Raw genomic sequence first — 19,735 nt, forward strand, 5'->3', positions numbered from 1 at the left:
GTTGACGGTTATTCAAACCTGTAAAGCTCAAGGTAAATCTGTCATTGATTTTTTCCGTCAAGCTTTAATTGATCCTTCTTCTATTTCTCTCATTCCTATTCTTACCTGAATTCTTACATTAAAATCTCGATCTAAAACCTGCGGTGTACACTGCGCGTGCACCGCAGGTTTTAGGGTTTTATATTTAATTAAGCCCACTTACTTATAGGCATTATGTCTATTGACTGATCAAGCAGTAATACTTTAGTAATAGCTTATATATTTTTTGCTAATTTACTTATTACTTATTACTCACTACCTAAATATCTAGGCATAATTAAAAATAATATCTAAAAATAATATCTAAAAATAATATCTAAAAACTATGGTGATCACTGTGCTTACACCACAGTTTTGCCTCTGGTTTTTAATTATATCCTACCCATTATACCAAGTTAAGAAATGGCTATGCCATTTCTTAACTTAAACCCTCTTACGAGGTTTAGTTTTTAATTCATAAAAGTGTTATCACACTTTCGTGAATTGGTATTACTTGTTATTACAGTATTAGGTAGTGCTAAACAGGTGAGGATGGGCGGCGCGAAGTGCCGCCCATCCTCACCTGTTTAAATCCTTTCCTTTTTAGGACTAGCCAGTATTATTAAAGTAATTGTTGATGCTGAATATCCCATGAGACAAGCAATTTATAGGTGGCTTGTCTTGCTTTAATAAAGTGAATTTCCTAGAAGGATTAGAATTTTATATGAATTATAAATAACAATATAGTAACCCTAAATTATTTATAGATTTTTGGGCTTGTGGAGTCGTACTCCTTTAGGTTGAACTTATACAAAGCATTTAGGTTTGCAGTAAATATAATATTTAATATAATGTTTAATTAGCAGGATAATTATTTGAGATAGTGGGCATAATAATTAGTGAGATTATTAGAGATGACGATTAATTGAGTAGTTTAGTAGATCATTAAAGAAAATCATTCTCTAGCAAATTCCAAATACAAACTATTGACCTCTTTCTATAGTCCTTAGAAATAACTATGAAAATCGAACAATGTAGATGGACGGTAAATCAAGGATGGGAACCGAATTCTCCTAATAGTAACCAATCAGCTCATTTAGTACTAGTGTTTGGTGGAACAGATATTCTTAAGACTGAGAATTATCCTCAATATTTTAGACAGATTTACCCAAATGCTACGATTATTGGCTGTTCTACGGCGGGTGAGATTTGTGATACTCAAGTTACCGATGATGCGATTGTAGTTACCGCGATAGAGTTTGAGCATACTCAGATCAAAGGAAATTATTTACCCATTACCAAGACTTCCGATAGTTTTGCAATAGGTGCAAAACTGGCTCAGAGCTTTCCAACAGAGGATTTAGTGCATCTCTTTGTTCTATCGGATGGGTTAATCGTTAATGGTAGCGATCTCATCTCAGGCTTGCGATCGCAATTACCAGAGCAGGTCACGGTTACGGGAGGTTTGGCAGGGGATGGATCGAGATTTGCCGAAACGCTCATTTTCTGGAATGAATTGTTAGAGAAAGAACTAGTTGCCGCGATCGGGATCTATGGCGATCGCATTAAAATTGGTTATGGCTCTTTGGGGGGATGGGCAACCTTTGGTCCTAAACGTGTAGTCACCAAATCTCAAGGTAATATTCTCTATGAGCTGGATGGCTTATCTGCCCTAGAACTATATAAAAAGTATCTGGGTGATCATGCCGTTGGACTGCCAGCATCGGGATTATTATTCCCTCTGAGTCTTTACAATGCGGAAGGCGATCGCTCGGTAGTGCGCACGATTTTATCCATTGATGAAGCAGAACAAAGCCTGACTTTTGCAGGAGATGTTCCAGAGGGAAGCGTCGTACAATTAATGCAAACTAACTTCGAGCGTCTTGTCGATGGGGCGATTGGGGCAGCTCAAACTAGCATCAGCCATATGACCCAAGGCTCACCTGACCTAGCCATTTTAATTAGCTGTGTTGGGCGCAAATTAGTACTAAAGCAACGCATCGAAGAAGAAGTCGATGGCGTAAGAGAAGTCATGGGGCAATCAACAGTTCTGACGGGTTTTTATTCCTATGGAGAGATGGCTCCCACTTCTATGGGAGAACGCTGCGAACTCCACAATCAAACAATGACCATTACCACTTTTTCTGAGCAGTAGCTTTTTATTAAATCCAATGCACCGCTTACTTCAGCGTCAGATCAAAAAACATTTTGGCAGTATCGATTCGTTGCCCTCAGAATGGGAGGGATTTTTAAATGATATCGATACTGCGTATTGTCAATACGATGATGATCATCGGATTGTCGAGCGCTCTTTAGAACTAAGTTCGGAGGAACTTTTACAAGCGAACAAGCAGTTACAGGATTTACTCAAAACCGTTGAAGGACAGGTTGCTGAGCGCACTGCCGAACTGACTAAAGCTAATATTGAATTAGAAGAAACTTTGATTAATCTAAAAAAAGCCCAGGTTCATATAGTTCAATCTGAAAAAATGTCCTCCTTAGGTAGGTTAATCGCAGGTGTCGCCCATGAGATTAATAATCCTGTCAACTTTATTCATGGCAATCTTAGTTATTTAAAAGACTATATTGCGAAAATTTTAAACTTTACGAAACTAACCCAACAAAACTATCTTCAAGGAATCCCTGAGATGGAAAACCTTGCTGAAGAAATTGAGTTAGAGTTTATCAAGCAGGATTTGCCGCAAATTATTAATTCGATGGTGGTGGGAACGAGTCGGATTCAAGGGATTGTTCAGTCGCTGAAAAACTTCTCACATATGGATGAGGCTGAATTTAAGCAGGTCGATATTCACAAAGGCATTGACAATACTTTAATGATTCTTGAACATCGACTGAGGTCTAAGTCGAGGTCTAATCACATTCAAATTATTAAACAATATGGCGATCTCCCTTTGATTAATTGTTATGCTGGACAGATGAATCAAGTGTTTGTCAATATTTTGGCAAATGCAATCGATGCCTTAGAAGAAGTAAACTATCATCCTAAAAATGATCCCAAAAGCGATCTCAAAAGAGATACCAAGGGAGATAATTGGGGGCGATCGCCCTATATCAAAATTCAGACTAGAGTGATAGATGATTGCTTTGTGGAGATTGCGATCGCTGATAATAGTAACGGTATTCCCGAAGAGATCCAGAAACAAATTTTCGATCCATTTTTTACTACTAAACCAGTAGGTAAAGGAACGGGGATGGGAATGGCAATTAGTTATCAAATAATTACAGAAAAGCATAATGGCAGGTTAACTTGTCATTCCACCATAGGTAAAGGAACAGAATTTTATATTCACATTCCTATAGACTTGGAAAAATTCCAGTAAGTAGTTCGGCATAATTAAAAACCAAAACCAGAGAGCATACCGCCCGCTGCACGGGCGGTATGCTCTTCTAGATTTTAAGTTTGTTGATTTCTAGCTACTTAATACCAAAGTAAAAATTAGCTGAGTGAAGTCGAAGCTAGATAAATTTGGTGGGACATTTTTTATCCGTAAGAGCCTAAGTAAACCTGATATTGCTATAGCTATAGCTTCTTCTTAGACCCAAACAAGTTCTTTTAACTTTTTGCTTTCTTTACTTTTCTTTTGATTAATTAAAGGTTTCATTCCTCAATATCCTCTTAAAATGTTAAGTAGAAATGACGGGAGTTAATTCATCACTTATTGCTGTAATAAAATGAGTCAATAAAATGAATTTTCTAGGGTGTTTTTGCGTAATTTTTGATTTTCTAATGAAAACTAGTTTTTTTGTCTTATATAAATCAGTTTGATTTGTTAATTAAAGTTAATTAAAGTAAAAAAATCTACTTGATGCCAGTAAGTACAAACTAAAGTATGGCTAGACGCATTTTATGGGAAACTACAATATTTGTTAAATTCGGAATTAATTCATGAGAGAAATTACGTTGCCAATAGTCATTCTTATGACCGTTCTCAGCACTTACAGTTGTTCTGTCTCTAACTCCAATCCTACTAGTTCGGTTTCTATGGACAGCCCAACTAACTCTCAAAAACAAACGGTTGTAAAGTTTGCTGCTTCTAGTTCAACTGTCAAAATTTTAACTCTTTTGGCAAAAGCTTATAAAGCCAAATATCCAGATGCCAAAGTCGAATTGATTTCTACTAATTCCCAATCTGAAGGCGCAATTGCGGCTTTAAAAAACGATATCGTGGATGTTGTGGGCAGTAGCCATAAGCTTACACCTGAGGAGGATAATGGTAAAATTCAATATCGTGAAGTTGTCCAAGATCTCTTGACAGTGGCTACGCACAAAAGTGTTAAGGGGGTTACCAATCTGAGTACCGCTCAACTCAAAGCGATCTATAAGGGAGAAATTACCAACTGGAAAGAATTGGGAGGGGATGATGCAGCGATCGTATTATTGGATAGACCTGAAGATGAATCAGCAAAAAAATTGCTTCGCAAATACTACCTAGGAAAGGATAAAACTACAGATAAAGCAGTGGTTTTGAGTAAGGAAGGAGAATTAATTGATACCCTCAAAAGTACTCCCTATTCAATCGGAGCTTTTTCTCTAGCGACTTCCCTAAATGAAAAATTGCCCGTAAATCGCTTGAGCTTAAATGATGCTACTCCTACTACCAATAGCTTTGACAAGGGTCAATACCCGATGGTACGACATTTGGGGATTGTTTGGCATAAAACGCCTAAACCTACGACCCAGAAGTTTATTGACTTTATTTTTAGTCCAGAAGCATCCCAACTCCTTCAAGGGATGGGATTTGTTGTTCCCAAGACAGTTGCCAATAAGTAATACTAAAACTAAAAATGGCATAGCCATTTTGCATAGCCATTTTTAGTTTTAAAAAACCTTACTGGGTCTGGCTTTTAATTCACAAAAGTGTTATCACACTTTCGTGAATTGGTATAAATTCTCATTGCGTTCAGAGATTGATGGCTGAACAGTGTTATAGCAGTTGGTAAAGGCAAAGTCTATTCTGTCATCAAGGTAGAACCATAGCTCCTATGCAAAAATTCTGGTCAAAACTAAATCTCAGTCAAAAGATTGTTTTTCCCTTTCTAATTGTCTGTCTCACTGTATTGATGGTTGGCTTGTTTGCGGTGGGAAATTGGTTTGCTAACAACCTTGAGCAGAACTTAAGTGAAGAAGTCAACCGATTTTCTGAACGGATCGAGCGAGATTTTCAGTACGAACAAATAAATTTGGAAAGTCAACTCAAACTGATTGCTGATCGCGAATCTGTCCGCTTAGCAGTTGAGCGCCGAGATCGCGCTGCTCTCCTGAAAATCCTCCTGCCAATTAGAACGATACTGAATTTAGACTTGATTAAAGTGGTTGATCTTAGGGGTAATATTCTCATGGAGGCGCGTTCATCTGAATTTGGTGAAGTCAAAATCTTAGATACATCCATTGTTAATAGTGTTAGCCGTGGAGCAGGTTTTGCCGATTTACTTGATGTCGAGGGAGGACAACAAATCCTGCAAGCATTCATCCATCCAATCAAGTCCTCAGAGGGGCTACTGGGCGGCATGATTATTGCGCAATCACTAGATAATCAACTGTTAAAGAAGTTTGCTTCAGGTTCTTCTAAGCATTTAATTGTGCATAAAAATGGGAAAGTAATAGCCTCGACTCTACCTTCAGTTTCTGAGTCAAAGTCATTGACAATCACCGATTTGTCTACTCAGCAACTGACTATTGATCGCCAACGATATTTAGCGAAAAGTGGATCTTTTAATGGAGTAAGTCAATCTCTTTCTGTGATTGCCCTATACCCAGTTACTCAACTAGATGCAGCAAAGGATTTGCTATGGCTTCGTTTTGGGATGATATTTTTGTTGGAAGCGATTATGGTAGCAATCATTGGTGGTTTGATCGCCAATGCAATAGCGCGCCCATTGAAAGCAGTTTCTCAAGTTGCCAAAAAGGTAACGCGAGATGCTAACTTTACCTTGCAAGTGCCAGTACTCACTCATGATGAGGTGGGTGTGGTTGCGATTTCCTTAAATCAGTTAATTGCACAGGTGAGACAACTTCTCATTGAGCAGCAAGAGAGTAAGCAGCAGTTAGAAATCTATAATCAAACGCTTGAACAACAAGTGCTGAAACGCACGGAAGAATTTCAGCAGAAAAATACCGATCTCCAAGCAACCCTACAGCAGCTTAAGGAGACTCAATTACAATTGATTCAAGGCGAAAAGATGTCGTCATTGGGGCAGTTGGTGGCTGGGGTCGCCCATGAGATCAATAATCCAGTCAACTTTATCCATGGCAACTTAACTTATGCTAACCAACATACTCAAGACCTCATACATTTGTTGAATGCTTATCAACAGCATTATCCAAATCCTCCGCAATCACTACAGGCTCAGATAGAGGATATCGATCTGGAATTCCTTATTGAGGATCTTGCCAAGATCCTTCAGTCAATGCAAGTGGGGTCTGATCGTATCCGATCAATTGTGCTGTCGTTGCGCAGTTTCTCAAGGCTGGATGAAGCAGAGTTTAAACCTGTCGATCTACATCTAGGGATTGATAATACATTGATGATTTTGCAGCATCGTCTCAAGTCTCAAAATAAACGTCCTGAAATAAAAGTTGTCAAAATGTATGGAAATATTGCCGAAGTTAATTGTTTTGCTGGGCAATTGAATCAAGTATTTATGAATATCCTTGCTAATGCGATCGATGCTTTAGAGGAAATAAATTACCATTTTAAAAATGATGATTGGGATCGACAGCCCTGTATTACGATTCGGACTAGACTTATAGATGATTGCTTTGTGGAGATTGCGATCGCTGATAATGGCAATGGTATTCCCGAAGAGATCCAACGGCAAATCTTTGATCCATTTTTTACGACTAAACCAGTAGGCAAAGGAACGGGAATGGGAATGGCAATCAGTTATCAAATAATTACTGAAAAGCATAATGGCAAGCTAACTTGCCATTCCACCATAGGCAAAGGAACAGAATTTTATATCCAGATTCCCACTGACTTGGATAAATCTCAGTAATACCAATTCCCAAAATGGCAACGCCATTTTGGGAACCTTAAAACCTTACTGGGTTTGGTGTTTACAGCAATTTTCAATCAAAAGAACCACAAGAGACTTTTTGAAAGTGTTGCTTTGCAACACTTTCAAAAAGTTTCTTGGTTTGGATTTGAGCGCAAAGTGCTGTAATTCACGAAAGTGTTGTCACACTTTCGTGAATTGGTAAGTAGTTCAGCATAATTAACAACCAAAAACAGAGAGCGTACCGCCCGCTTAGCGGGCGGTACGCTCTCTGTTTTTGAAGAGGAGGTGATGTATGGGTAGCCCCTTCGCTTAAGCTAATGTGCCGATCGCATATTCAATCATTTTGAACAAAGACTTACTCATTTGCTCGAAGCCTTCACGTTTGAGGGCTGAGATTGCGATCGCCTCAGGATATTTCTCTAAAATAGCGTTGGGGTCATCAACTGCATCGATTTTATTGAAGACTAATAGAATCGGTCCAACGGCGATCGGCATATCTTTGAGGATTTTATCCACTGCTTTGAGTTGAGCTTCCCAAGCAGAATGGGATGCATCAACAAGGTGTACCAATACATCGGCTTCCGATACTTCTTCAAGGGTAGCCCGAAAAGCATCAACCAAGGATTTGGGCAGTTCGTGGATGAATCCTACGGTGTCGGTAAGTAGCACCGTGTGCATCTGTTCGTCTTCACCGAGCAGATTGAGACGGCGTGTCGTCGGATCGAGGGTGGCAAAAAGCTTGTCAGCGGCATATACATCGGCTCTGGTCATGGCATTCAACAGGGTTGATTTGCCTGCATTGGTGTAACCCACGATCGCGACCGTCGGTACTTCGCGATCGACCCGCTTTTGGCGAATGCGCGATCGCTGTGCTTGCAAATGATTTACTTGCTGTTGCAGAAACGTAATCCGCTTTTGGATCGTGCGGCGATCGGTTTCTAACTTAGTTTCTCCAGGACCGCGTGTGCCAATCCCACCCCCAAGCCTTGATAGAGCCTGTCCGTGACCTGCGAGGCGTGGCAAGCGATATTCGAGCTGCGCTAACTCGACTTGCAATTTTCCTTCCGATGACTGGGCGCGTTGGGCAAAAATATCAAGAATAACTTCGGTGCGATCGCTTACGCGCAAACCGATTACCCTTTCGAGGTTGCGAGTTTGCGAAGCCGTTAGTTCGCGATCAAAGACCACGAGATTTGCGCCCTTTGTTTGAGCGGCGATCGCGAGTTCTAAGACTTTACCTTCACCGAGAACCGTCTGAGGATGAGGACGTTCGCGCTTCTGCCAAAGTGCATCGAGGACAGTACCCCCCGCACTTTCCACCAGTTGACCGAGTTCGATCATTGCAAAGGGCATCGAGTCAGATTTTTCTTTTTGAGCCATCAAGCCCACTAGCATGACGCGATCGCGATCGTCATCGGTGGCACGACCCGCAAAATTGCGACTAAATTCCTCTTCTAGTCCTTCGACTAACTCTAAGAAATCCTGCTTGGCGATCGCCTCAAGGGTCATGGGCTTGGATACGCGCCAAGCATTCTGCTGTTCGGGTAACTCCGCTTCGGTAGCTGGCAATAAATGCGCTAAATATCCCCGTTCGGCATAACCCTTGAGATTGACTGGCAGAATCACCAACGCATCGAGACGCTGCATCAACATCGCCGTTAAGTCGTTGAGATTTGGGGGTTCCACATCGGGAGTGGCACAAATACAGCGCAATCCACTCAAGCGATCGCTACCATAGCGAGGCAGTTCTAGAGGTGGAATTTTGGTCTGATTTGGCGTGCCGATCGCGACACGGATCACCTGTCCGCGCCTATTGATATAAATACAGATAGATTCCTTTAACTCAGCACTGACTGCCGCAAGGCGCTGAGATAGTTCGGGAGTAGTCAGGCTATCTTGCGGTAAGCGTGATCGATACAGCCGATCTAGCTGCTTTAATTGATGCGCCTTTAGCCCTTGGGTTTTTCCGTAAATAGTTTCGATATGCGTTACTCAGTATAATGATCACTACAATTAAGTAGCTAAGCATAAGTAAACTTAAAATCTAGAAGAGCGTACCGCCCGCGTAGCGGGCGGTACGCTCTCTGATTTTGTTTTTTAATTATGCTTAACTGCTTAATAAGCGAATCTAATCAACCTGCATGGTGGGAAATAACCTGATGATTGCTGCTCCTGTTAAGACTTACACACCTGAAGAATACCTAGAGTTCGAGACTACCTCGACAACTCGTAACGAATATCGCCACGGAGAAATTATTCCGATGACTGGTGGTACACCTATTCGACAAAGAATTATGACCGTGGCGAAAAATTTAGCGATTACCGCACAATTTCTAGCTTTCAGGAATATTTGTTAATCGATCAGGTAAAACCTCACGTAGAGCGTTACATTAAGCAATCAGAACATCAATGGTTGTTTAGCGAGTATGACAATTTAGATGATCGGTTTAGATGATCGGTTTAAGCTGTCATCGATTGATGTTGAAGTTAGCTTGGCAGATCTATACGAAAATATTGAGTTTTGAAATAAATTTATGATAGTTCGTGCGATTTTAGAATGGGATGAGGAAGTGCAATCTTATTCGGCAACTTGCCCAGAGTTAAATTTTGTATCTTCTTATGGTGATAGTCGTGAAGAAGCAATATCTAATCTTAAAGATGCTATTGAGTTAATGCTAGAGCCATTACCAGATTATCTACATGAATAAAGCTTTTACTTCTCAGGCGGATGAATGGACAGAGGCGATCGCTATGGTGCAAAAGCGCTACGATCGCGAATATCGCAATGAGGCTTTTGACTTGCCCGCAGAGGTGGAATCGATGCCACTGTTTCGAGAATGGGTCAGTCATGCTTTGTCGAGTAAAATTGCTTCACCTTTTTGGGAATTAGCCCAATTTCAAAAAAATCAGCGTTGCTTAGACATTGGCTGTGGGGTCAGTTTTTTGATTTATCCTTGGCGCGACTGGGAAGTATTTTTTTATGGACAGGAAATAAGTTTTGTAGCTAAAGAAGCACTTAACTCAAGAGGTTCACAGCTTAATTCCAAGTTGTTTAAAGGTGTCCAGCTTGGGGCGGCGCATAAGCTCAATTATGAGAATGGATTTTTTGACCGCGTGATTGCCACTGGGTTTAGTTGCTATTACCCATTGGACTATTGGAAATTGGTTTTGCGCGAAGCAAAGCGGGTATTAAAACCCAATGGGGTATTAATTTTTGATGCGATCGCCCCTGATTTAGAATTTGCAGAAAACTGGGCAATTTTAGAAACCTATTTAGGCTCTGAGGTATTTCTAACGGCGCTTAGTGAAATTACTGAGCTGGTGCAGTCGATGGGTGGCAAAATTACGGCGAAAAAAGATGGTTTGCTGTCCTGTATGTACCGCGTTCAGTGGTAGTTTGGTGAAGGTGATGCAAAGCATTACTTTTAACAAATATTCCTGTTTTACTTATTTTTATGGCTGATAATTCTTCAACAACAGGTGCTGATGCGATTGATGTAGCGATCGCGCAGGGCATTGATTTTGATGGCACACCGATCGATCCCAAAAAACTCGATCTCTACAGCAGCGTTATGGCGCTTGAAGCGGGTCGTCAGCGCAGTGGCGTAACTAATACTATGCGATCGCGCATCGTCCGTATCGGGGCAAAACATATCCCTCAAGACGAACTTAACCAAAAATTATTGGATGCTGGCTTTGCCCCACTTAAGGACAAAGATATTGCCTACTATTACAATAAATAGACCCTAAAACCTGTGGCGTAAGCCGCAGGTTGTCGATCTGGATTTGAATTATGTTGAGGTACTTATAGCTTCATTTCAATTCAAAACCCAAAGATGAATGAAAAGGATTTATAGATATAAGGATGGGCGGCGCGAAGCGCCGCCCATCCTTTATATGAGAGGTGGCAGCTATATTTGGAATTGCTATATTTTCTGAAATCTAAATCTTTTGGGTTTGTTTTTTCCAAAAATTGGGCATAATTGCTGATAAGCAAACTTGCAATCGCTATGGTTAAGTATTGGCAATCATTTAGTATCTTCGTTATCACCCTATTTCTGGCGGGGTGGGGCGAATCTAACCTAATTAAAAATTTTATTAACTTCAATGATTTAGATGCGGCGATCGCGCAAACCTCGTCGAGAACTGTCCGCAATCAAGATATTGAGCGTTTAAAGCGATCGGGGCAGCGTTGGATTGAAATCCGTCTGCGCAGTCAGACTCTTTTGGCATGGCAAGGCAATAAGCAGGTCTATGCTGTAATTGTGTCCACAGGCAAGAGCGAAACACCTACGCCCACGGGCATTTTTGCAGTGCAGGCTAAGTATCCGACGGCAAGGATGCAGGGTGAGGACTATAATGTACCCGATGTGCCTAATGTGATGTACTACAGTGGCAATTATGCAATTCATGGGGCTTATTGGCATCGTAGTTTTGGTATTCCCATCAGTCACGGCTGTACTAATGTGGCTCCCGATCATGCAGCTTGGTTATATCGATGGGCTCCTATAGGTACACCCATAGTGGTGCGCTAGGAGCGAGCCAAATACAATTACCCATCCTCTGCTAAATAAAACTTAACGAGCTAGAAATAGACAGAGGCGATCGCCTCACAGTAACCTAGAGACGGTATCTGTAATCATTTTATTTTTCACATTACAGTCTTTAGGAATAAGGATAAAACTATGGCAGTTGCACGTGGTTCTAAGGTTCGCATTTTGCGTAAAGAGTCCTACTGGTATCGTGAAGTCGGTACTGTAGCTTCTGTTGATAAGAGCGGCATCATTTATCCAGTGATCGTTCGTTTTGACAGCGTAAACTACTCCAACATCGCAACTAACAACTTTGCGATCGATGAAGTTGAAGAAGTCGCTTAGACTCTTCTAAAAAAGGTAAAATCTCTGCGTAGCAGAGATTTTACCTTTTTTAATATGCCCGAATTACCAGAAGTTGAGACAGTTCGTATCGGTTTAAATGCAAATACTCTAGGTTGGCAAATTGAAGGGGGCGAAGTATTACTACCGCGAGCGATCGCCTATCCCGAACTACCCGCAGACTTTTTAAATACCCTAGTGGGAGCCGAGTTTATCGAATGGCAAAGACGGGGAAAGTATTTAATCGCTAAGTTATCTCAGGGCAATCAATTAGGCGTGCATCTAAGAATGACGGGAAGTTTGCTCTGGTGCGATCGCCACGAACCCGCAGGTAAACATACAAGGGTCAGACTTTTTGTTAAAGAAAAGGGAAAAGGGAAACAGGGAAAAGGGAGCATCCCCAAAGAGTTGCGGTTTGATGATCAAAGAACTTTTGGCAAAATGTGGTTAGTCCCATCGGAGCGATCGCCTGAATCCGTAATTACAGGCTTACACAAATTAGGCTTAGAGCCTTTGGGTAGCGATTTTACGCCACAGCATTTAGAATCTAAACTCAGCCGCACTGGTCGTCCGATTAAAACGGTATTGCTCGATCAAGAAACTGTGGCGGGAATTGGCAATATTTACGCGGATGAATCCTTATTTCTGGGCAAAATCCATCCTCAAAAAGCAGCCAATTCTCTTAATTCGGAACAGGTCAAAGCTCTACATCAAGGGATTATCCATTCTCTTAGTGATGGTATCGCCAATGGTGGTACAACTTTTAGTTCTTTTCAGAATGTGGCTGGACTAAAGGGAAACTACATTGATATGGCTTGGGTATTTCGGCGGACTGGGCAGCCCTGTAAGATATGCGGCAATGCGATTTCACGAATCAAACTCGGCGGGCGATCGACACATTTTTGCGCTCAATGCCAAAGGGAGTAGCTACTTAAAATCGCTTACAATCAATCATTTAGAAATGGTTAAATCATGCTTCCCCCTTTTGTTGTTTTAGATCCGCTCCTTGCTGAATGGCTACGCGAAGATATCGGGCGAGGCGATCGCTCCACAGGTGGATTGTTTCCCGATGGCAATGCCCCCATCGGGAAGGCAGTATGGATTGCTAAGGCGGATGGTGTAGTTGCGGGCTTGACGATCGCAGCTAGGGTATTTCACTTACTAGATGCTACTGTCCAATTTGTGACGATCGCGCGGGATGGTGCAGCGGTGAAATCAGGGGATCTGCTGGCGGAAATTAATGGCAGTCTCGCCACTCTGCTGATGGGCGAGCGGGTAGCGCTAAATCTGGTGATGCGGCTATCGGGTATTGCTAGTGCGACGGCGGACTACGTAAAAGCGATCGCGGGAACTACCGCTCATCTTGTCGATACGCGCAAAACTATTCCTGGAATGCGTCTGTTGGAAAAATATGCTACATCGGTCGGGGGAGCGATCAACCATCGCTATGGATTGGATGATGCGGTCATGCTTAAGGACAATCATATTGCAGCCGCAGGGGGCATCACCGAAGCCGTAAAACGCGTACGTGAACATATTCCCTTTACCACATCCATTGAGGTAGAAACTGAATCGATCGCTCAAGTTAAAGAAGCGGTAACCCTCAATCTCGATGTCATCATGCTGGACAATATGCCTTTGGATATGATGCGCGAGGCGATCGCGATCGTTCGCGATTATAGTCCCTATACTAAAATTGAAGCTTCGGGAAATATCACCCTCAATAGCATTGCTCAGATTGCAGAATTAGGAGTTGATTATATTTCTACTTCGGCAATGGTGACTCGATCGCATTGGCTGGATATCAGTATGCGGATTAGAGCATAGGGAAGGCGGCAACTTTATGGAATATGCGATCGATTTTGGCACGAGCAATACGGTTGTGGCGCGGGTTAATGAGAATGGAGTGATCGAAACGGTCAAGCTGCCTGCCTATAGCAGTCTTGTTTCCGATAATCCACCCTTGATTCCCAGCTTTGTCTACGTGGTTGATGCGGCGAGTGAGCAGGTACTCATCGGACAGGAAGTAGGCGATCGCGGTTTAGACAATAAAACAGGTAAAGGCGAACAAAGATTTTTTAAATCCTTTAAACGGGCGATCGGTTCTCAAGTATCAATGTTTGTGCCAGAAATTGATGGGCGCGAAGTCGAATTTGAATTGGTTGGGGAATGGTTTTTAAAGCGGATTATCGACCAATTGCCCAACGTGGATTCGCTGATTTTTACGGTTCCAGTGGATAGTTTTGAATCCTACCGCAATTGGTTGAGTGGTTTGTGCGATCGCCTGTCCGTGCATCAGGTGCGAATCTTAGACGAACCGACGGCAGCGGCGCTAGGTTATGGGCTTAGTAAGGGCGATGAAACCCTGTTAGTGGTGGATTTTGGGGGTGGGACTTTAGATTTATCCTTGGTCAAGTTGGCTTTAGCTAAGGATCAATCTCAGGATCCATTTCAAGATACCTCTGAGGCAAAGCCATCAAGGTCACCCTTAGGATTTCTCTTGAAATGGGGCGATCGCACGGTTGCCAGTACTGCAAAAAGTTCTGTGGCATCGAGTTCTTCGCGAAATTCCCAAATTGCGAAGGTGCTTGCAAAAACTGGACAAAATCTTGGTGGCATAGATATTGACAATTGGATCGTTGACCACTTCCATACTATGTTGGGGCTGCCTAAAAATTCCCTTGTTACCCGCCTTGCCGAACGCATCAAGATCGCTCTTTCTTCCACCACATCGACAACTGAGGTTTATTTTAACGACCAAACCTTTGAATCCTACGAGTTAACCCTAACGCGATCGCAGTTAGCTCAAATTCTGGAGCAGCAGCAGTTTTTTGCCAATCTTGATCGGGCTTTAGATCGGATTCGCCAACAGGCTCAGCGTCAAAATATCGACCTCGAGCAAATCGATGCCGTGCTATTGGTCGGGGGAACGTCGCAAATTCCTGCGGTGAAGGAATGGGCGTTACGCTACTTTCCCATCGAGAAAGTTAAAGCGGATAAACCCTTTGAAGCGATCGCTCACGGGGCCATTTCACAAGGTTGGGAGCTAAAAGACTTCCTTTATCACAGCTATGGCGTTCGCTATTGGGATAAAAGGTATAAAAAACATAATTGGCACACCATCGTTAAGTCTGGTGCAACCTATCCCTTAGAAAAGCCAGTGGAGCTTACCCTTGGGGCATCAAGCCCCGATCAGCCCAGCATTGAGCTAGTCATTGGCGAACTGGGCGAAACTAATGTGGAAGTCTATTTTGAAGATCGTCGCCTTGTTACCCGTGTTTTAGATGGAAAACAAGTTGCTGCGCAGATTCTCAATGAAAATAGCAAAGCGATCGCGAAGCTCGATCCTCTAGGACAAATGGGGAGCGATCGCATTAAGGTTTTCTTTCAAGTTGACGAAAAGCGGACATTACGGATTACGGTTCAAGACCTATTGACCAAGAAAAATTTATTAGATGATGTGTCTGTGGTGCAGCTCATGTAGAGATCTTTTTGCATCTAAATCTAAGATTGCGATACGCTAATTACCGCTCTCTATCGCTTTCCCATCAGATAGAAAAGTTTTGAGCCTATAACTTTATTTGGTAGTCCTAAAAAGGAAAGGATTTAAACAGGTAAGGATGGGCGGCGCAAAGCGCCGCCCATCCTTACCTGTTTAGCACTACCTTATAAACCAACTAAATTATCGCGATGGATTACGGTCTCTTCCCCATCAAATCCTAGTAACTTGGGAATATCTTCCGATTGGGAACCGAGAATGCGAAGAATATCATGACTACTATAATTAGAAATACCTCTAGCGATTTCCTTGCCTTCGCGATCGCATAGACTTACCGAATCGTTTGCTTCAAACTTGCCTTCCACTTGAATAATGCCCGCAGGCAGAAGCGATCGCCCTTTGAGGATCACCGCCTTGACCGCTCCATCATCTAGAAATAACTTGCCTAAAGGAACCATCCCATAGGCAATCCAACGCTTACGGGCATTGACTGTCTTGGGTTGAGCTGCAAATTGCGTACCAAAGTTCTCTCCATGCAAAATTGCCGACAAGCGATCGGGAAAAGCTCCTCTGGTAATGACCGTACGTACTCCTGCTGCCGAGGCAATTCTTGCCGCATCCAGTTTAGTCGTCATGCCACCCGTTCCCCATTGGGTCCCTCCTCCTTGAGCCCCTAAAGCCTGCTTCTCGCCGATCGCTTGTCTGAGGTCTTGCAGTTCGGAATGCTCGACAAACTCAATGGGCTGAGCATCAGGATTTTGGCGGGGGTCATCGGAATAAAGGCGATCGACATCGGTGAGGAGAAATAGCCAATCAGCTTCAACCAAACTCGCCACCAGCGCTGAGAGCGTATCGTTATCGCCAAACTTTAATTCATCAACCGCAACCGTATCATTCTCATTGACGATCGGTACTACACCCATTGCTAGCAACTCATGGAAAGTAGCATGGACATTCATATAATGCTGACGCTGGATCAAATTTCCCCTTGTTAATAGCACCTGCGCGACGGGTTGCTGCAACGAACCGAAAAAGTCATCATAAATCCTCATTAAGCGTCCCTGTCCTACCGCCGCCACCGCTTGCTTTTTCGATATTTTGCGGGGACGTTGCTTAAGCCCTAGTCTGCCGCAGCCAATCCCCACCGCTCCTGAAGATACTAAAATCACGCTATGTCCTTCCCGTCGCAGATGGACGATCGCTTCCACTAATTTCGCGATCGTTGCGAGCTGTAAATCCCCCGATTCTGGATGACTGAGACTAGATGTACCAATTTTGATCACGACGATCTGTGGTTGGATTTGTGACTGGATTTGTGACTGAAGCGGCGGTTGCATTTACTTTGAATCGCTATAGAGAAGACTGGTTCTGTAAACCAATCCTTTATCATATCACTCATATCACCACTCATAAGTCACTTGACTTAGGACAAAAACCCCAAGAATTGAGTGGCGGCGCGAAGCGCCGCCACTCAATTCTTGGGGTTTTGATTTTTCCTTACGTTGCTATATGTACTTAATAACCGATCGCGGCAAGATCGGGGTGGAAACTGCCAACTTTAAGGCGATAAACTTCCGTTTCCATTGCTCCGTTGGGATATAGCCGTAAATGGCGAAAACCGGGAGGTTGACTATCGATTTGAAACTTGTGATTTTTGGGCTCAAACTGGATACAGGTCGAAGGCGTTACCAAACATCTGACTGAATTGTGGGGAGTTTCGTAAATTTCATCAAACTCCTGATGAGCATGTCCATTGATAACAACTTCTATTTGAGGATAACGATCGCAGATTTCCCAAAATCGATCTTGATTTTCTAAGCAGATACCATCGATCCATCGTGAGCCAAGGGTTACCGCAGGATGATGAAAAGCGATTAACGTTGGACGTTCGGGATAGGCTTTGAGGTTATCTTCCAGCCATTCTAGCTCTGAATCTGCCAGATAGCCATGTACCGCCCCAACGACCACGGAGCTAAGCAATAAAATCCGCCACTTGCCAACATCGAGCGATCGGCTCAGATGGACATAATCGCTAGTCAACTGCCTTTTCATGAGTATTTCATCATCGTGATTGCCTGGCAAGCAATAGGAATGAATACCAAACCGATCGAGCGATCGACGTAAGCGATCATAGGATGCGGCACTGCCATCCTGAGTTAAGTCTCCAGTCAAAAGCAATAAGTCAATTTGCGGTAGGTTTCTTTTAATGGCAGTCAAAACCTCCTGAAAAGAAGCTTCAGTTTGAATACCTAACAAAGAACTCTCGATATCTCCAAATAAATGAATATCGGTTAACTGTGCAATCGAAACAAAACTACCGTAACTGATTTTGCCTTTCATACTACCTATGCCTGTACAAATAAGCTGTAAGTAGCAACTATTTATTTCTCTATATTCCAATTTCCAAGATGAATTAAATTTACCTTAAAAATCAGCAATTGCTCGGCCCATTGAGCAATCATATAATTCCCGTTTTGCTGATCAGAAATAACAATTCGCATTGTTTTTCCTGGCAAATTATTTTGTGTTGCTATAACTATACTTTGTTATTTGCTTGCCTATTTTTAGAAAATGCGGTCAAAACTCATATAAAAGCATAGGCTTGCTTATTAACTTATGGTATTTATAGTCATTACATTGTGATTTGTGTCACAGCCCTCTATACAAAATCTAAATTATGGAGCTGTTACTGAACGATGCAGACTCTAGAATTTTTAAAAGTTGAAATCCTATGATCCTTGGCAAGTCTCGCACTTATAACGATCCGATTCATGGGGCAATTACTCTTGACAGCAACGATCGCACGGAAGCTTTACTGATTCAATTAATTGATACACCTGAGTTTCAGCGTTTGCGGCGCATCCGCCAACTCGATATCGCTTACTTTACTTTTCATGGGGCTGAGGGGTCGCGTTTTACCCATTCTCTGGGGGTGATGGCGCTGACTCGTCGAGCTTTTGATGCGATCGCGACTAAATATCCTTACCTTACAACCCATCGAACGGTGGTGTTGGTGGCAGCCCTGCTCCACGATCTCGGTCATGGTCCCTATAGCCATGCATCGGAAGAAGTTTTTGGTAGTAATCACGAAATATGGACTTTAAGACTATTAAAGTTCGGCAAAATTGCTGAGGTTCTCAATCACTTTTCAACGAATTTAATAACTGAATTGGAAAGTATTTTTACAAAACAATATCCAGTCCCACTGATCTATCAATTAATTTCCAGTCAGATCGATTGCGATCGCCTTGATTATTTGGAAAGGGATAGCTATTTTACGGGGGCAAAATATGGGCAATTGGATCTGGATCGGATTTTATTGGCGCTGCGGTTCGATCCGATTTCCCAAAATTTAGTGATCGGTCGCAAAGGGATAGTGGCGATCGAACATTATTTGACAGTACGCTATTTTATGTATCTACAGGTTTATAACCATCATAAAAATATTGCGGCAAGATTTTTGCTGGAAAAAATCTTTCGTCGCGCCAAGTTTTTGATTGCAGCGGAGCGCCATGCCCAAGACGAACTTTTATTTAGCGATCGCACGATGATGGCTTGGCTGACCCAAGACCCGCAAATGCTCACCTGCGAGCAGTATTTTGCTTCTGATGATACGGTTTTTAACTATCACCTCCATCGATGGCGCGATAGCAGCGATCGTATTCTTGCCGATCTCAGCCGTCGTTTTTTAGATCGAGCCCTATTCCGTGCTACGGATATTTCGCATTTAGACGATATTCAGCAGCAAGAACGTCTCGATAGTTGGCGAGAGAAATTAAACGCCCAAGGAATGGAATCGAAATACTACTGTGGGATTCGGGTTGCACGGACTAAGGGCTATAGCATTTACAAGCAAGGTATCCATGTCCAGACTGAGTATGGCTTACAGGATATTGCGCGCCTGTCCCCATTAGTACAGGCGATCGTGCAGCCAATTCAAAGAGCATGGCTGGTTCATCCATAAATTATGGATGAACGTGAATTCGGGATAATTTGAAACGGTCTTTGAGAAAGGGTTTGCGTAGCAAACCCTTTCTCAAAAGCCCAAAAGTAAAAGCCTTGCTTAGCAAGGCTTTTACTTTTGGGCTTTTAAAATTTGCTAGCTTAACCCGAACTGACGTTATACCAATTCCCAAAATGGCAACGCCATTTTGGGAATCTCAAAAACTTACTGGGTTTGGTTTTTAATTCACTGAAGTGTTGGCTCACTTCAGTGAATTGGTATTAGGTATAAGTAAACTAAACCCAGAAGCAAGTACCGCCCGCGTAGCGGGCGGTACTTGCTTCTGGGTTTAGTTTTTAATTATGCTGAACTACTTACAAG

General features: G+C 42.6%; 16 protein-coding genes and 1 pseudogene. 14 read left to right on the top strand and 3 right to left on the bottom strand.

Annotation, left to right across the window (positions count from 1 at the left end):
* The first annotated feature begins 1,036 nt into the window (after nt 1-1,036).
* The 4 genes from PSE7429_RS06090 (at nt 1,037) to PSE7429_RS06105 (ending at nt 7,035) form a co-directional block, all read left to right on the top strand.
* Nucleotides 1,037-2,173: an FIST signal transduction protein gene (locus tag PSE7429_RS06090; RefSeq protein ID WP_009626220.1), complete on the top strand. Its 1,137-nt coding sequence runs from the start codon at nt 1,037-1,039 to the stop codon at nt 2,171-2,173.
* A 16-nt stretch (nt 2,174-2,189) separates the two neighbouring features.
* A complete protein-coding gene (locus PSE7429_RS06095; RefSeq protein ID WP_009626221.1) occupies nt 2,190-3,359 on the top strand; it encodes a sensor histidine kinase in 1,170 nt (389 codons plus the stop codon).
* A gap of 566 nt (nt 3,360-3,925) precedes the next feature.
* Nucleotides 3,926-4,810 carry a substrate-binding domain-containing protein gene (locus tag PSE7429_RS06100; RefSeq protein WP_009626223.1) on the top strand — a complete coding sequence of 295 codons (885 nt, stop codon included), beginning with the start codon at nt 3,926-3,928 and terminating at the stop codon, nt 4,808-4,810.
* A gap of 212 nt (nt 4,811-5,022) precedes the next feature.
* Entirely contained in the window at nt 5,023-7,035 is a 2,013-nt protein-coding gene (locus tag PSE7429_RS06105) for a sensor histidine kinase (protein ID WP_009626224.1), read from the top strand.
* A 312-nt stretch (nt 7,036-7,347) separates the two neighbouring features.
* On the opposite strand, the gene hflX is transcribed toward PSE7429_RS06105, so the two are convergent.
* Complete coding sequence (gene hflX / locus PSE7429_RS06110) at nt 7,348-9,021, bottom strand: GTPase HflX (RefSeq protein ID WP_071590116.1); 1,674 nt, start codon at nt 9,019-9,021, stop codon at nt 7,348-7,350.
* A 176-nt stretch (nt 9,022-9,197) separates the two neighbouring features.
* On the opposite strand from hflX, the pseudogene PSE7429_RS27890 reads away from it, so the two are divergent.
* The 9 genes and pseudogenes from PSE7429_RS27890 (at nt 9,198) to PSE7429_RS06150 (ending at nt 15,396) form a co-directional block, all read left to right on the top strand.
* Nucleotides 9,198-9,563, top strand: a pseudogene (locus PSE7429_RS27890) (Uma2 family endonuclease).
* A 9-nt stretch (nt 9,564-9,572) separates the two neighbouring features.
* Nucleotides 9,573-9,746: a type II toxin-antitoxin system HicB family antitoxin gene (locus PSE7429_RS25415; RefSeq protein WP_009626227.1), complete on the top strand. Its 174-nt coding sequence runs from the start codon at nt 9,573-9,575 to the stop codon at nt 9,744-9,746.
* Nucleotides 9,739-10,434 carry a class I SAM-dependent methyltransferase gene (locus PSE7429_RS06120; protein ID WP_009626228.1) on the top strand — a complete coding sequence of 232 codons (696 nt, stop codon included), beginning with the start codon at nt 9,739-9,741 and terminating at the stop codon, nt 10,432-10,434. The genes PSE7429_RS25415 and PSE7429_RS06120 overlap by 8 nt, the downstream gene beginning before the upstream one ends.
* Nucleotides 10,435-10,493: 59 nt before the next feature.
* The gene (locus PSE7429_RS06125) at nt 10,494-10,781 is read left to right on the top strand and encodes a small RNA NsiR4-regulated ssr1528 family protein (RefSeq protein ID WP_009626229.1); all 288 of its coding nucleotides are present in this window, start codon (nt 10,494-10,496) and stop codon (nt 10,779-10,781) included.
* Between the two features lie 267 nt (nt 10,782-11,048).
* Nucleotides 11,049-11,573 carry a L,D-transpeptidase gene (locus PSE7429_RS06130; protein ID WP_009626230.1) on the top strand — a complete coding sequence of 175 codons (525 nt, stop codon included), beginning with the start codon at nt 11,049-11,051 and terminating at the stop codon, nt 11,571-11,573.
* A 150-nt stretch (nt 11,574-11,723) separates the two neighbouring features.
* Nucleotides 11,724-11,915, top strand: a complete 192-nt coding sequence (locus PSE7429_RS06135; protein WP_009626231.1) for a photosystem I reaction center subunit IV — start codon at nt 11,724-11,726, stop codon at nt 11,913-11,915.
* 54 nt (nt 11,916-11,969) lie between these two features.
* On the top strand, nt 11,970-12,839 hold the full coding sequence (locus tag PSE7429_RS06140) for a DNA-formamidopyrimidine glycosylase (protein WP_009626232.1): 870 nt from the start codon (nt 11,970-11,972) through the stop codon (nt 12,837-12,839).
* 45 nt (nt 12,840-12,884) lie between these two features.
* Nucleotides 12,885-13,739 carry a carboxylating nicotinate-nucleotide diphosphorylase gene (nadC, locus tag PSE7429_RS06145; RefSeq protein WP_009626233.1) on the top strand — a complete coding sequence of 285 codons (855 nt, stop codon included), beginning with the start codon at nt 12,885-12,887 and terminating at the stop codon, nt 13,737-13,739.
* Nucleotides 13,740-13,755: 16 nt separating this feature from the next.
* A complete protein-coding gene (locus tag PSE7429_RS06150) occupies nt 13,756-15,396 on the top strand; it encodes an Hsp70 family protein (protein WP_009626234.1) in 1,641 nt (546 codons plus the stop codon).
* A gap of 182 nt (nt 15,397-15,578) precedes the next feature.
* Here the strand turns inward: PSE7429_RS06150 and proB are convergent, their stop codons facing one another.
* Both proB and cpdA read right to left on the bottom strand, forming a co-directional pair.
* Nucleotides 15,579-16,748, bottom strand: coding sequence for a glutamate 5-kinase (gene proB, locus PSE7429_RS06155; protein ID WP_009626235.1), 1,170 nt, complete (start codon nt 16,746-16,748; stop codon nt 15,579-15,581).
* A gap of 178 nt (nt 16,749-16,926) precedes the next feature.
* Entirely contained in the window at nt 16,927-17,751 is an 825-nt protein-coding gene (gene cpdA / locus PSE7429_RS06160; protein ID WP_009626237.1) for a 3',5'-cyclic-AMP phosphodiesterase, read from the bottom strand.
* A 391-nt stretch (nt 17,752-18,142) separates the two neighbouring features.
* On the opposite strand from cpdA, the gene PSE7429_RS06165 reads away from it, so the two are divergent.
* Nucleotides 18,143-19,375 (top strand): HD domain-containing protein, encoded by a 1,233-nt coding sequence (locus PSE7429_RS06165; protein ID WP_009626239.1) that lies wholly within the window; start codon nt 18,143-18,145, stop codon nt 19,373-19,375.
* Nucleotides 19,376-19,735 lie beyond the last annotated feature (360 nt).

It is taken from the genome of Pseudanabaena biceps PCC 7429, assembly GCF_000332215.1.
Taxonomy (GTDB): Bacteria; Cyanobacteriota; Cyanobacteriia; order Pseudanabaenales; family Pseudanabaenaceae; genus Pseudanabaena; species Pseudanabaena biceps.

What these genes read in the sequence shown, in the direction of transcription:
- PSE7429_RS06140 (WP_009626232.1), top strand. Translation starts at nt 11,970, where the DNA reads ATGCCCGAATTACCAGAAGTTGAGACAGTTCGTATCGGTTTAAATGCA.
- PSE7429_RS06090 (WP_009626220.1), top strand. Translation starts at nt 1,037, where the DNA reads ATGAAAATCGAACAATGTAGATGGACGGTAAATCAAGGATGGGAACCG.
- PSE7429_RS06135 (WP_009626231.1), top strand. Translation starts at nt 11,724, where the DNA reads ATGGCAGTTGCACGTGGTTCTAAGGTTCGCATTTTGCGTAAAGAGTCC.
- cpdA (WP_009626237.1), bottom strand. Translation starts at nt 17,751, where the DNA reads ATGAAAGGCAAAATCAGTTACGGTAGTTTTGTTTCGATTGCACAGTTA.
- PSE7429_RS06125 (WP_009626229.1), top strand. Translation starts at nt 10,494, where the DNA reads ATGGCTGATAATTCTTCAACAACAGGTGCTGATGCGATTGATGTAGCG.
- nadC (WP_009626233.1), top strand. Translation starts at nt 12,885, where the DNA reads ATGCTTCCCCCTTTTGTTGTTTTAGATCCGCTCCTTGCTGAATGGCTA.
- PSE7429_RS25415 (WP_009626227.1), top strand. Translation starts at nt 9,573, where the DNA reads ATGATAGTTCGTGCGATTTTAGAATGGGATGAGGAAGTGCAATCTTAT.
- PSE7429_RS06120 (WP_009626228.1), top strand. Translation starts at nt 9,739, where the DNA reads ATGAATAAAGCTTTTACTTCTCAGGCGGATGAATGGACAGAGGCGATC.
- PSE7429_RS06105 (WP_009626224.1), top strand. Translation starts at nt 5,023, where the DNA reads ATGCAAAAATTCTGGTCAAAACTAAATCTCAGTCAAAAGATTGTTTTT.
- PSE7429_RS06100 (WP_009626223.1), top strand. Translation starts at nt 3,926, where the DNA reads ATGAGAGAAATTACGTTGCCAATAGTCATTCTTATGACCGTTCTCAGC.
- proB (WP_009626235.1), bottom strand. Translation starts at nt 16,748, where the DNA reads ATGCAACCGCCGCTTCAGTCACAAATCCAGTCACAAATCCAACCACAG.
- PSE7429_RS06095 (WP_009626221.1), top strand. Translation starts at nt 2,190, where the DNA reads ATGCACCGCTTACTTCAGCGTCAGATCAAAAAACATTTTGGCAGTATC.
- PSE7429_RS06165 (WP_009626239.1), top strand. Translation starts at nt 18,143, where the DNA reads ATGATCCTTGGCAAGTCTCGCACTTATAACGATCCGATTCATGGGGCA.
- PSE7429_RS06150 (WP_009626234.1), top strand. Translation starts at nt 13,756, where the DNA reads ATGGAATATGCGATCGATTTTGGCACGAGCAATACGGTTGTGGCGCGG.
- PSE7429_RS06130 (WP_009626230.1), top strand. Translation starts at nt 11,049, where the DNA reads ATGGTTAAGTATTGGCAATCATTTAGTATCTTCGTTATCACCCTATTT.